Origin of the sequence: Bizionia sediminis, from assembly GCF_042684585.1 — a bacterium.
In the GTDB taxonomy this organism is placed as follows: domain Bacteria; phylum Bacteroidota; class Bacteroidia; order Flavobacteriales; family Flavobacteriaceae; genus Algorimicrobium; species Algorimicrobium sediminis.
Window position 1 is genome coordinate 911,360 of sequence record NZ_JBHULS010000001.1, and the last position, 14,137, is coordinate 925,496.

The 14,137-nt window shown below is 38.1% G+C and carries 10 protein-coding genes; 3 read left to right on the forward strand and 7 right to left on the reverse strand.

The genetic code is table 11. The features are described from left to right. Window positions 1–107: 107 nt before the first annotated feature. Window positions 108–908 carry a hypothetical protein gene (locus tag ACFSQP_RS04100; RefSeq protein WP_376891988.1) on the forward strand — a complete coding sequence of 267 codons (801 nt, stop codon included), beginning with the start codon at window positions 108–110 and terminating at the stop codon, window positions 906–908. 604 nt (window positions 909–1,512) lie between these two features. Further along, window positions 1,513–6,507, forward strand: a complete 4,995-nt coding sequence (locus tag ACFSQP_RS04105) for a LamG-like jellyroll fold domain-containing protein (RefSeq protein ID WP_376891990.1) — start codon at window positions 1,513–1,515, stop codon at window positions 6,505–6,507. Between the two features lie 100 nt (window positions 6,508–6,607). Here the strand turns inward: ACFSQP_RS04105 and hisS are convergent, their stop codons facing one another. The 6 genes from hisS to rpsF form a co-directional block, all read right to left on the reverse strand. After that, window positions 6,608–7,981, reverse strand: coding sequence for a histidine--tRNA ligase (gene hisS, locus ACFSQP_RS04110; RefSeq protein WP_376891991.1), 1,374 nt, complete (start codon window positions 7,979–7,981; stop codon window positions 6,608–6,610). A 162-nt stretch (window positions 7,982–8,143) separates the two neighbouring features. After that, window positions 8,144–8,611 carry a DUF6495 family protein gene (locus tag ACFSQP_RS04115; RefSeq protein ID WP_376891993.1) on the reverse strand — a complete coding sequence of 156 codons (468 nt, stop codon included), beginning with the start codon at window positions 8,609–8,611 and terminating at the stop codon, window positions 8,144–8,146. 21 nt (window positions 8,612–8,632) lie between these two features. Then, a complete protein-coding gene (locus tag ACFSQP_RS04120) occupies window positions 8,633–9,526 on the reverse strand; it encodes a glycerophosphodiester phosphodiesterase family protein (RefSeq protein WP_376891996.1) in 894 nt (297 codons plus the stop codon). Window positions 9,527–9,603: 77 nt separating this feature from the next. Further along, entirely contained in the window at window positions 9,604–10,065 is a 462-nt protein-coding gene (rplI, locus tag ACFSQP_RS04125; protein WP_376891998.1) for a 50S ribosomal protein L9, read from the reverse strand. A 13-nt stretch (window positions 10,066–10,078) separates the two neighbouring features. Further along, window positions 10,079–10,378 carry a 30S ribosomal protein S18 gene (gene rpsR, locus ACFSQP_RS04130; RefSeq protein ID WP_376892119.1) on the reverse strand — a complete coding sequence of 100 codons (300 nt, stop codon included), beginning with the start codon at window positions 10,376–10,378 and terminating at the stop codon, window positions 10,079–10,081. Continuing rightward, window positions 10,378–10,716: a 30S ribosomal protein S6 gene (rpsF, locus tag ACFSQP_RS04135; RefSeq protein WP_376892000.1), complete on the reverse strand. Its 339-nt coding sequence runs from the start codon at window positions 10,714–10,716 to the stop codon at window positions 10,378–10,380. Before rpsF ends, rpsR begins: the two co-directional genes overlap by 1 nt. Before the next feature lie 209 nt (window positions 10,717–10,925). Between rpsF and ACFSQP_RS04140 the strand changes: the two genes are divergently transcribed. Then, window positions 10,926–11,621 carry a LytR/AlgR family response regulator transcription factor gene (locus ACFSQP_RS04140; protein ID WP_376892002.1) on the forward strand — a complete coding sequence of 232 codons (696 nt, stop codon included), beginning with the start codon at window positions 10,926–10,928 and terminating at the stop codon, window positions 11,619–11,621. Window positions 11,622–11,680: 59 nt separating this feature from the next. Here ACFSQP_RS04140 and priA read toward each other — a convergent pair whose 3' ends face one another. Beyond that, on the reverse strand, window positions 11,681–14,137 hold the full coding sequence (priA, locus tag ACFSQP_RS04145; protein WP_376892003.1) for a replication restart helicase PriA: 2,457 nt from the start codon (window positions 14,135–14,137) through the stop codon (window positions 11,681–11,683).

Below are 14,137 nucleotides of genomic sequence, written 5' to 3' on the forward strand. Positions count from 1 at the left end.
CAAAAACGCATTTCATCGATTTTTTTTGTATTTCATAGGTTTTTTTACCGATATTTTTTATCTTGCGGGTCTCAAATCAACCAAAATTCATTTAAAACCCTACAAAAATGAAAAATTTAACCTACTTATTTACATGGTTTGCTTGTGCCTTCCTACTGGGCACCTCCCCAATAGCAGCCAACACAGCCAGTTACCCGCAAACTTTAAACGACAACCCACAACTTGTTCGTATCAACTTTACCATGCCTAACGGTTATGTGCGCCATTTGTTACTTGGTTTTACACCAGACAATGCCGCAACCGATGGTATAGACTATGGCTACGACGCCGAAAACATTGAAAATTTTCCAGACGATTTAAATTGGATTATTGAAAACCGACGGTTTATAATACAAGGTGTTGGTGCTTTTGATGCTACCAAACAGTATCCATTTGGTATGTTTATTAGCAATAACGGTGCTGTTGAAATTTCCCTGGATAAATTAGAAAATTTTGAAACACCTATTGATGTATATTTATTCGATGCTGAAAATGACAGCTACACCCATTTAAACGAAGTATCGTACCAGCAGGTTGTTACAGAGGGCACGTATCACAATCGGTTTTATTTGGCCTTTATGGATGGTTCGGTTGCTAGTACCACATCAGACAATGAGCTCCATGTAGCCGCTTTTAACGAGCATAAAACCAATATTGCGTATTTGCAACGCACCAAAGAATTAGCATGCCAGTCCAACCAGCTTATAAAACAAATTGATGTTTACAATATAGTTGGAAAGCGTATTGCTAGCTTTCCAAGGATTTATAAAAAGTCGGTTAAGCTTCCCCTAAATATCGCTAATGAGCGTTATGGCATAGTACAAATTAGCACCGAAAAAGGTATAACCAGTAAAAAAGTACTCTTTTAAATTGCTAAAAACAGCTGTAATTAAACCAATGCCAAACAGGCGTTGGTTTTTTTTTGGACTGCCCCTAAATTCCTGTTATAGGCACCGCAAAGCCAGCTTAACAAACGTTAACAATTTCTTAAAAAGAATCACGATATAGGGACATTTTTGGAAAATTTGGTATTTCGTCGAATTTTTATGCTTTTTGTAGACTAATTAAAAATTAAAATAATATATTAGCCTAACCAATGCTACCTATATGATAAGACTATTACCAAAAATCCCCACAAAAAACCACCCGATTTTATCTGAAAAGCCCCTTCAAAATAGGTATTTTCAACGGTTCCTGAAGCTACTATTTTTTAAAAAACAGGTTCCCGAATTGTTTAGTCCCTATTTCAAATTCACAAATAAGCACCGTAGCACCTACTCTACTTTCCTCACTGCTTTACTTACTTACTTAGACGTAATTGCCCGTAAACATAAATTCCCTCTTTTTAAATAACCTATCGCTTTTAAAAACTAAAGGCCTTACTATAGCCATTTTATAAAATAGAGCCCTTTATCCCTGCCGCATGCTTTGTAGCAGCTGGCTTTATATAAAACTTATTTAATACAAAACCCCATGAAACAATTAACTACCTATATCCTTATTTCTTGTTTATTTGGCTGTTTAATAAGTACACAGCATATTCAAGCCCAAACTACCATTGCTTATCATACGTTTAGCACTGGATTTGAAGGTTGGCAAGATGGCGGCTATTATTCTGGTCGCAACTTTAATGCAAACAGCTGTACGGCTTATGGCGCACTTTATACTTATTACAACAGCTACAGTTCGGTGGTTACCTCGCCCGCTTACAACCTATCGGCTTATTCCGAAGTAACTATATCATTTTGTACCTTAAGTAGTTCCAATTTAGAAAGTACGGACGGCTTTGATTTAGAATATTTTGATGGCCTTAACTGGTATCGAATTGGCGTCTACCGCTATGGCGCAGACAATTTAGATAGCCAAAGAAGTTTCAGCGTTACCTTAAACAGTGCTTTTATAAACCTTCCTAACAATGCCGTTATCCGGTTTGTAGGAAGAAATAGCAGAACCAACGAATGGAATGTATACGATGATATTGAAATTACGGGTATACTGGGGCCTGAAATAGAAGTTTCTGGAAACGGTGTTGGTATTGCAGATAATGATACAGCGCCTAGTGCCACCGATAATACCGATTTTGGTGCCATTAGTACAGGAACTAATCTAGATCATAGCTTTACCATTTATAATACAGGAAACGCACCATTAAATTTAACAGGTGGCACCAATTTAGTATCTGTTTCTGGAAATGCTGCATTTTCCGTACAAACGCAACCAAGCAGCAGTGTTATTGCCCCTGGCAGTAGTAGCTCCTTTGTAATTCGTTTTGCACCTACCGTGGCAGGCACGGTAACAGCCACAGTTTCTATAAACAACAACGATAGTAACGAAAATCCGTTTAATTTTATCATACAAGGTACGGGCGTTTTAGCCTTAAGTTCGGGCCCTGGTGGCGTGACTAACGATTTGGCACTTTGGTTAAAATCTAATAGCGGATTAAGTTATAGCAGCGGTAATGGTGTTTCCCTTTGGGCGGACCAAGGGCGTGGCGCCAATGCAACTGTTCATACAGCAGGACAAGAGCCCACCTACTTAGATACACCCCAAGAAAATGTTAATTTTAATCCTGTTATCAAGTTCGAAAACTCATTTACCACTGTAAGTACCGACTCCGATTACTCGTACGACAATACCAACACCCAATTTTTAGAGGGTTCTTCCGGATTGTACACCCAAGATATGTTTGTTGTGTTTATTCCAGATGACACCGAATTAAACAATTCCTTTGGGTTTATGGATGTATTTTGTGGCGATGCCGATATTACAACCAATGCCTCCGATGCTACAGGAATTGGATTTGGCAATTACACCGGAAGAATTTCAAACGAAACCATATCGTTTGCTTTAGATACCTATAATAGTTCCATTCCAAACAATGGCTACGCTGTTCAAGATGGCCCAAATACCAGCTATAACAATGTGGGTATTATTAATGCTAGAAACAATGGCAACGGCACCAGACAGCAATTATACTATAATGCCACCGATATTGAATACCGCCAAAATGACATCGCTTCCTTTGTAAATGTAAACAATTCGCGTTTCTGGATTGGCCGCAGTGAAGGCTGGGAAGCCTCCTTAAATGGGCGTATGTGCGAAATAATTACCTATTCCTCCCGAAAAAACGATGCCAATTTAACGCAAGAACGCAACCGCATCCAATCGTATTTAGCCATAAAATACGGCATTACATTAGGTACTAACGGGGTGTCGCAAAATTATGTAAGTAGCGATGGTACAGTAATTTGGAACCAAGCCCACGATACGGCATTTAATTACGATATAGCAGGTATTGGCCGCGATGATGACTCGAATCTGCTTCAAAAGCAATCGCGAAGCGTAAACAATGCATTGGACGGTGCTACCCGCGGTCAAGGTGTACTAACCATGGGGGTTGGCAGTATTTCTAATACCAACTCAAGTAACAATAGCAGTGCGTTAAGCGATAAATCCTTTTTAATGTGGGGTAATAATGGAGTTGATTTGGACAATGCGGCACGCATTATAAACATTGACTTAAGTGCGGATTTAAGCCCGACAATTCCGGGAGGAACCCGTGTGCAAATGCAGGGTATTGCTAGAACATGGCAGGTTGTGGAAACCGTTGCAGGCACCCATAATATTCCAGAAGTTGAAGTTGCCATTTTAAGAAGTGCTATTAGAACAGTGAATCCAACAGATGGCCAATATGCCATGTTTATTTCGGACACGCCAGACTTTAGTTCTGGTGCCGAAGTGCGCCTTATGTCGGATGGTTTTAACGAATTGGGTACTCCCATATTAAAAACAAATTACGATTTTACAGGCACCAAGTACATTACTTTTGGTTGGGCACCGCTACGCCAATACGAACGTTCGGTTTACTTTAACGGCCGTTCGGATTATATTAAAATGCCAAAGGCTTACAATTTAAATGCAAGTGCTTTTACCTTGTCGGCTTGGGTTAACAGAGCGTCCACCGCGTTAAACAGCTCCATTATATCCAAACGCAACGCCTCGTACTCCCAAGGTTACGATTTTAAAATAAATGCTATGGGAAGATTTGAAGTTTCCTGGAAAGCGGCTTCAGGAACGCTGCAGCGCATCACCTCCAATACGGTTATTCCGGCTGGCACTTGGCACCATTTAGCCATTATTTATGAAAGTGGCGAAGCCAAGTTATATATTGATGGTATTTTAGATAACCAAGCGCCCAAACAAAGTCCGCCAACTACAAACGAAGTCTTTTTATTAGGTGCGGCAGCCGCGGCGGCACCAGAGGCTTATTTTACAGGATTTATAGACGAAGTTCGTGTTTGGAATACCGCCTTAACCGAAGCACAAATGCGCTTTATAATGAATCAAGAAATTGAAAACAATTCTGGTTTTGTTGGTGGTTCGTATTTTATAGCCAATAGCATGACACCCACTAAAAATGATATTGCCAGTGTACCATGGAGCAATTTAATTGGCTACTACCCCATGAGCTCGTACCTGTTTACCAATACGCTAGACCATTCTGGAAACGGCCATATGGGCGCATTAAATACGCTTCGTACGGTTGCCAAACAAACGGCACCATTACCCTATATTTCCGATAATCATACCAACTGGAACATAGCTAGCACCTGGAAAAATGGGGCTTTACAAACCATTCCCGGAGGTAATGCAATTGCTGATACCACCAAAACAATTAATTGGAATATTGTAGAAACACGCCACAACATAAGCATAGATAACACAGGATTGGCTGCTTCAAGCAATGGTAACAGGCAATTATTAGCCTTGCATCTTGCCAATAATACCGTAACCGTATTAGGTAATAATATCTTGGAAATAGGTTTTGGGCTTACTGTATCGCATTTCTTACAGCTATCAGGAAAATTGGATTTAGAAGGCGAATCGCAACTCATACAAACCACAGACAGTGATTTAGTTGTAGGAAGCAATGGTATTTTGGAAAAAGACCAACAAGGAACCAGCGATTTGTACACCTATAACTATTGGAGTTCGCCGGTTGGAATAACAGATACTTCCTCAAATAATACTTACAGCTTTACATTAAACGATCATATAATGAAAGATGGGACCAACCCACTTAACCCGGTAAACATAAGCTATATAAACGGTTACGATGGCTCTAGCAGTGGTACCAACTTACAAATAGCCCATTACTGGATTTGGAAGTTTAATAACCGTTTAACAGACGACTATCCGTCTTGGCAGCATGTGCGCAATACAGGCACTATTTTGGCAGGCGAAGGCTTTACCATGAAGGGCGCTACAAACACCTTGGGCAATATACACCAAGAGCAGAACTATGTGTTTCATGGCAAACCAAACAATGGGCCTGTTAGTTTGCCTATAAATGCTGGAAACGAATATTTAATTGGTAATCCTTATGCCTCCGCCATGGATGCTCAACAATTTATGCGCGATAATGGTCCTACGCCTGGTGGCCCCGGCAACGATATGCTTATTAGTGGGACCCTTTACTTTTGGGAACATTGGGGCGGCGGATCGCATGTGTTAGCAGAATACCAAGGCGGTTATGCAGCGTATAATTTTTCTGGAGGCACGCCGGCTGTTTCTATTGGTGCCAGTAATCCGTATTTCGACAATGGCGGCACGCCAACCAAAACACCGGGCCGTTACATTCCTGTAGGACAAGGTTTCTTTGTAGCAGGTGTTAGAGATGGTAATTTAAACTTTAATAATGGCCAACGCCGATTTGTAAAAGAAGGCACAAGTAGCTCCATTTTTATTAGGCAAACTTGGGCACCAGAAGAAACAGAGGATACCCGCATGAAAATTAGACTCGGTTTCCAATCTGTTAATAGCTTGCACAGACAGCTTTTAGTAACCGCCGATACCAATGCTACCCTAGACAGCGATTGGGGTTATGATGCGCCGCTAAACGAAGTACAAGTAGATGATATGTCCTGGCTTATAAATAACGACAAATACACCATTCAAGGTATAAATGCCTTTTTGAGCGAAACCATATTGCCGTTACAAATAAAAACCAGTGAAAACGGTGAAATTACCATTGGTTTAGACCGTTTGGAATACATTCCGGATAATTTAGCCATTTATTTACATGATAAAGATTTAGGTATTTACCACAATTTACGGACCGCCGGAGCTTATACCATTTATGTAACTGCTGGCAATTACGAGAACCGATTTGAAGTAACCTTTAACAATGGCGCGGTATTAGACCTTTCGGAGCCAGAAAACCAAGCTAACTTACAAGTTTATTATGCAAATAACTCGGAAAGTTTAATAATTAACAATCCAAACTTGTTAGCTATAGAAACTTTAGAAATCATGTCTGTTTTAGGACAACGCATTTTAAGAATAACTGATTTAGAAACAACGCATTACCATAACATTAAATTAACTAAAGTAGCCAGTGGTGCTTATATTATAAAATTACGCACAGCTAATAATGGCACGTTAAGTAAAAAAGTGATTATAAAATAACCAATAAACAAATCCCTGAAAAAAAGCCTTGAAGTTTATGCTTCAAGGCTTTTTAGTTAAGACGATATGCAGAAAAAACCTGCACGACTAACGTCTCTTTTTATGCTTTTACTTTCTGAATAAGGGAATTTAAGGATAGATTCTCTTGTTCGCCAGATTTCATGTTTTTTAAAGTAAAGGTGTTTTGCGTTAGCTCCTCGGTTCCTACTAGCACTACGTAGGGAATGTTTCGCTTATTGGCGTGATTCATTTGCTTTTTCATTTTAGCAGCATCCGGATACAACTCGGCATAAATACCTTGTAAGCGTAATTGTTTGATGGCTTTTAAACTAAAAAGTGCTTCGGCATCGCCGAAATTAATAAACAAAACATCTATTGTTTTACTAACTGTTTCTGGAAACAAGTTTAATTCCTCCAGGACCAAATAGATCCTATCCAATCCAAAACTAATGCCCACACCACTCATATTTTTTAATCCAAAAATACCCGTTAAATCATCGTAGCGGCCACCACCACCAATGGATCCCATTTGAACGCCTTCTGGAGCAGCAACTTCAAAAATAGCCCCTGTGTAATAATTTAATCCTCGTGCCAGGGTAACATCCAATTTTAAAGCAGCCGTTTCCAGTTCTAATTCGGAAATCGCCTTGTGAATAAACGTTAATTCTGCAATACCCGCTTTGCCTATTTCCGATTGTGCCAAAATACTTTCTAAAGCCGTTATTTGCGCGTTAAAATCGCCAGACAATTCAAATAGCGGCTGTAATTTGGCGATGCTAGTTTCCAAAATTCCTTTAGAAATCATTTCCGCTTTTACCTTTTCTGGCCCAATTTTATCCAATTTATCTAGCGCTACGGTGAAGTCTATTAACTTATCGCTAGCACCAATAATTTCAGCAATACCAGAAAGCAATTTACGGTTGTTTATTTTTATGGTAACCCCAGGTAATTTAAGCGCTGTAAACACCCGGTCGTATAATTGAATAAACTCCACTTCCTGCCATAATGAGGTAGAACCAACCACATCGGCATCGCACTGATAAAATTCTCTAAAACGCCCTTTTTGAGGTCTGTCTGCGCGCCAAACGGGTTGCATTTGGTAGCGTTTAAAAGGAAATTCGATATCGTTTTGATGTTGTACCACATAGCGCGCAAACGGAACTGTTAAGTCGTAACGCAGGGCTTTTTCCGAAATAGTAGTTGTTATTTTTTGGGAATCTTTAGAAGCATAAAGCGTATTGTTAACTTTTGCTAAAAAATCGCCCGAATTTAAAATCTTAAATATTAACCTATCGCCTTCTTCACCATACTTTCCCATAAGGGTTTCAGAATTTTCAAAACTTGGCGTTTCAATAGGCTGAAAACCGAAAGTTTCAAAACTTTCTTGGATGGTTTCAAAAATATAATTTCGTTTGGCTACCTGCTCGGGATTAAAATCGCGTGTGCCTTTAGGTATACTTGGTTTGTGTGCCATATTTAGTACCAAATAGTTGGTATATTTTTAAAAGTTAATAGTTGTTTTTATATGTGTGTTGCATTGCTATTGTTCTTTTTTGGGTAGAAACTTTACAACCTATGTTGCAAAAATAGCAGAATAATTTGAAACCCTTTTTGGGATTTCAACAATACCAATAGTCTAATTAATTAGCTTGTTAAAATAGGTATATAAGGCACCTTTTGTAATAACGCCACCTTGTTGTATGAGTTGAAATTTATCGGAATTTTTATCCTCCGAATAGGTTTTATGAGCCTGTAAAAATTCAACCTGATCGTTCATTAAATTTTCGCGCAACCAATTAAAACCCTCTTTCGTTGTTAAATCGATGTTGTTATTAAGCTTTACAGCTATTACGTGCATATTGGTTTCGTTTGTATGAAACAAGTGCATTTGTTGTGGAGAAATATGTTCAATATAGGCCACTTTATTTAGTACACCTTCCCAAACTAAATCGCTAAATACATCTAGTTCCTGTTCGGCTACTTCGGGTTTGTTTTTCTTTATATCATCCCACTCCGCAGCTGTTATGGTTTGAGTGGCCAAAAAATTAATAAACTCTTGGTGTAGGGATTCAAACTGTTCTTTAGTTAACCGTGCGTATTTCATTGCTTTTGTACGTTTCTATTTTTAATTATTTTTTTGAATTTGTAATGCGCTAGCTGCCTCAAAAGGCCTATCTGTTGCAAACATATCTATGCCCATTTTGTGCCATGTTACATATAAGGAGTCGCCTTTACTTGCGGCTTGCTTATCCAGGTTCCCGAGTGTACCCAACATGGTTTTAATACCCTGCGTATGAATGTTACGATACAAACTGGTATCCGATAAACGCGTGCCTGTAAAGGCTAACATATTTTTTGTGGGAATATTTGATTCCAAAAGCCAATCCAACTCTTGCTGATTTCTTGCTGATACCGATAACAACAACTCCGGTGCCAGTTGGTGGGCCTTTTTAGATTGCGCCACATCGTAGGTAATAATAACACTATTATTTTCGGCTTTTAGTGTCCGGATGGCATGTATAACTTGGGCTACATCCACGCCTCGTTTAATATCTACAGTTAGAATGGCCTGATTGGCCACGGCCCATTTTAGCACCGCTTGAAAAGTGGGTATTTTAAAATTAGTAATTTGCCCAAAATCATCTTTTAAATAAAAAGCTTGTAATTCTTGGTAGTTGTAATTGGCTAATTTTCCGGTTCCTGTAGTGGTGCGTTCCAAGCTATTATCATGCATTAAAACCAACACATTATCTTTCGTTTTGGCAATATCAATTTCAAATACAGCCACAATACTGTCGTGAACATATTGCATGGTTTCTAAACAATTTTCAGGATAATTAGGTAGTCCTACGCCGCCCCTATGCACACTAATAATTGGTGTAGCATGAGGCTGGTATTTTAAGGTTTCTAGTAATGTAGAGTTAACAAGCTTTGGTGCTTGCTGCTGCCTGCTTTGTTTGGTGGTGTGCTGGCAAGAACATAAAATAAACGTACCAATTATTAGTAAATATCGAATCATAGCTGGATGAAATTAAATTAAAAAAACCGTTTAGAAAGGCTCCAAACGGTTTTAAATATATGGTAAAAAATGCTATTTTACGCCTGACCAACAACTTCGAATGGTAATTCGAAAGTTACTTCTCGGTGTAAACGAATAACCGCATTGTACTGACCTAGACGCTTAATATTACCACCGGTAATACTAATATATTTCTTGTCGATAGTATGGCCTTCTTTCTCAAAAGCTTCTACTAAATCGACTTTTGTTACAGAGCCAAATAATTTATCGCCTGCAGAAGCACCTTCTGTTGCTTTAGCTGTAATTTTAATACTTAAAGCTTTTAGTGCATTGGCCGTTTTAGTAGCATCGTCTATAGCTTTCTTTTCTTTAAAAGCACGTTGCTTTAAATTTTCGGCAAGCACTTTTTTAGCAGATGTAGTAGCTAAAATAGCATGGCCATGAGGAATTAAATAATTTCTCCCATAACCATTCTTTACAGTTACAATATCGTCTTTAAATCCTAGATTTTCAACGTCTTGTTTTAATATAAGTTCCATTGTTATGAGTATTTTATTTTAATAAATCGGCCACATATGGCATTAATGCTAAATGACGCGCTCTTTTAATAGCTACAGATACTTTTCTTTGGTATTTTAAAGAAGTTCCTGTTAAACGTCTTGGTAAAATTTTGCCTTGTTCATTAACAAAACCTAATAACCAGTCTGGATCTTTATAATCCACATACTTAATACCAGACTTTTTAAAACGGCAATATTTTTTCGCTTTACTTGTGTCTATATTTAACGGTGTTAAATATCTAATTTCACCGTCTTTTTTTCCTTTTGCTTGTTGCTCTATAGATGACATAATTAGGCTTTTTCTTTAAGTTTAACTCTTCTTCTCTCTGCCCAAGCTACTGCGTGCTTATCTAAAGCTACTGTTAAGTAACGCATAAAACGCTCGTCGCGTCTAAACTCTACTTCTAAAGGTGCAATAACCTCACCAGCTACTTGGTACTCAAATAAATGGTAAAAACCACTTTTTTTGTTTTGAATTGGGTAAGCTAATTTTTTTAAGCCCCAATCTTCTTTCGCTATCATCTTGGCTCCTTTAGAAACGAGAAAATCCTCGTACTTCTGTACTGTTTCCTTTATCTGTACTTCAGACAAAACGGGATTTAAGATGAAAACAGTTTCATAATGATTCATAAAAATCTATTTTAATGTTAAAAATGGCTGCAAAATTAATTATTTATTTTCTATCTTACAACTTTATTTGAAAGTATATTAACAGCCCTACAAACGTATAAATTTCCTGTTAATTTTTTGTGAATGCAAACGTTTTAACGATGTTTTTTGGTTTTTGTCCGAATTTTTTGTACTATTGTCGATATCTTAACCGAATAAAATAATTTGTTATGACATTAAACTGTGTAGTAGTTGACGATTCCGCCATACAACGCCTTTCAATTGTTAAGTTAATAGAAAACAATCCGTCTTTAAACTTAATTGCCGAATACAGCAGTGCCTTGGAAACCAAAAACGGCCTAAACACGCATAAGGTAGATTTAATATTTTTAGACATTGAAATGCCCGTTTTAAATGGCTTTGAATTGCTAGACGTGTTAAATAACAAACCTCAAATTATTTTTGTAACTGGTAAAACAGAATATGCCTTTAAAGCGTTTAATTACGATGCTACGGATTATTTACACAAGCCTATTACAAAAGAACGATTTAATACAGCTGTGGCCAAAGCTGTAGAACAGCACAAACTGAAGTTAGACTTTAATGAAACCGAAGGGGAACATATTTTTGTTAAAAGCAACCTGAAAAAACGTAAAGTCTATATTAAAGATATTAAATGGATTGAAGCCCTAGGCGATTATGTTAAGTTAGTTACCGAAGATACCAGTCTTGTGGTTTTATCTACCATGAAAGCTTTTGAAAAAGAACTTCCTGAAGGCAAATTCCTGCGCATTCACAAATCGTATATCGTTAATTTAGACAAAGTGGACCGCTTTAACAGTAAAAACGTAGAAGTTGGTGCTTACGAAATACCCTTAAGTAGAAATAAAAAAACACAGCTTGTTGATGCTTTAAACAACATTTAAAAAAATCCCGATTATAAAATCGGGATTTTTTTTATCTATGAACCTGTTTACATGCGCTATTAATAATTATCTACATTAATAACCACACGAATAGGTCTGAAATCCTTTACACTAGCAAAACTTGTATTTATTTTATTTATGGCTTTTTTTGTTTTGGCAAGCGACTGTTTTTGTGGAATTTTAACCATAATATTTTTATGATACTGATTTCTAATCCTGGATACTGGTGGAAATTCTGGCCCCAATACATAGCTGCCAAACGTTTGTTTTAAAGATTTGGCAAACCAATCGGCTCCCGTATTAACCTTATTAAAATCCCGGTGTTTTAAGGTAATTTTAATTAGTCGGTACACAGGCGGATATTTAAAATTAAACCGATCGTCCATTTGCTCCTTATACATTTGCAAAAAGTTGTTGGTAGACACTTGCTGCAAAATATTATGATATGGATTATAAGTTTGAATTAAAACCTTGCCGCGTTTATCGGTTCTGCCAGCCCTACCGGAAACCTGTAAAAGCAATTGAAAACTACGTTCATGAGCTCTGAAATCAGGAAAATTAAGCATATTATCTGCATTCATAACCCCTACTAACATGACATTTCTAAAGTCTAGCCCTTTTGTTAACATTTGAGTCCCTACCAAAATGTCTACTTCCTGGTTTTCAAACGTGCTAATTATTTTTTCGTAGCCATATTTACCACGCGTGGTGTCCAAATCCATGCGGGCCACTTTGGCTTCTGGAAACAACATACAGACTTCTTTTTCTACCTGCTCGGTACCAAAACCCTTATTGTCCAAATCCACACTACCACAGGCATTACATGTTTTAACCATAACACTGTAATAGCCGCAATAATGACAGCGCAACTGATCGCGATACTGATGATAGGTTAAACTAACATCGCAACTAGGACATTGCGGCGAATGGCCGCAAGTTTGGCATTCTATTATTGGTGCGTAGCCACGCCTATTTTGAAATAGTATAACTTGATGCCCATTTTCTAATGTTTCGGTAATTTCCTCCAGGAGTCTATCGCTAAAATGCCCCTTCATGCGTTTACGCTTGTACTTATCTTTTAAATCTACTAGCTCAATTTCTGGCATCATGACATCGTTAAAACGCGTTGCCAAGGTTACAAGACCATATTTGTTTTGTTGGGCGTTGTAGAAGCTTTCCAAACTAGGGGTAGCAGACCCTAAAAGCGTTTTCGTTTTAAAAATTTGAGCCAAAACAATGGCTGTATCCCTAGCGTGATAACGTGGCGCTGGATCAAACTGCTTGTAAGACTGTTCGTGCTCCTCATCTACAATTATTAAACCCAAGTTGTGAAAAGGTAATAACACAGCCGAACGTGCGCCAAGTATAACCTGCGCTTTTGCAGCATTTTGTAACACATGGTGCCACACCTCTACCCTCTCATTTCCAGAATATTTGGAATGATACACCGCCACCTGTTCGCCAAAGTAATTTTGTAAGCGGGAAACTAGTTGTGTGGTAAGTGCAATTTCAGGTAGCAGATACAACACCTGTTTCCCTTGTTTTAAAGCCTGTTCTATAAGCTTTACAAATATTTCTGTTTTACCGGATGCCGTTACACCGTGCAACAAAACAACATCTTGCTGTTTAAACGCTTCTTGTACTGCGTTTAATGCTTCTTGTTGGGGTTTATTTAAATGCTTGGAGTTTTCGGTTTCTACAGCATCATGCTGAATTCTATCTATTTGAATAACGTATTCTTCAAGAATATTTTTATCAATAAGCGCTTTTACGGTAGCTGTGGAGCTGTTACTAGCGGTAGTTAATTGGGATACCGGAATGGGTTTTTTAGTTTTTGCGGCTAATGAAAACAGCGTCATTACTACCTCGCGTTGTTTAGGCGCTCTGTGTAAATCTTCTAAAAGCGCTTGTAACGCATTGGGCGTGCTAAAATTACTTTGTAGCTTAACATACTTAACCAATTTGGGCGTATACTTATCATAAATTTCTTCATGAACCGAAATAACGTCCTTTTCTAGTAGGCGTTTAATGAGTGGTAACACATTTTTTTTATCTACAATACCACTAATATCTTGAATGGTGAGCGAGGTTTGTTGTTTTAGGGCTTCGAACACCAAAAACTCATCGTCTTGAAGGGCATCAGCTTGCAATTCCGAACGCGAATTTTTAGAAATAATGGTTTCGCTGTCCAAAATAAAAGCCCCCGGAAGTGCAGCCCGCATAACATCGCCAAGCGTGCACATATAGTAGCTGGCTATCCAATGCCACAATTTAAATTGCTGCGGTGTTACTAGCGGTGATTCGTCTAAAATTTGATGAATATCTTTTGCCTCGTAAACCAAAGGCGCTTGGTTGTGTACTTTTAAAACAATCCCTGTATATATTTTTGTTTTTCCGAAAGGTACAGAAACCCGAACACCTGGTACTATAAATTTAGATTCCGCCTCGGTTATGCGGTATGTGAACGCATTTTCAATAGGAATTGGAATTATAACATCTATAAAATGCCCGTCCAT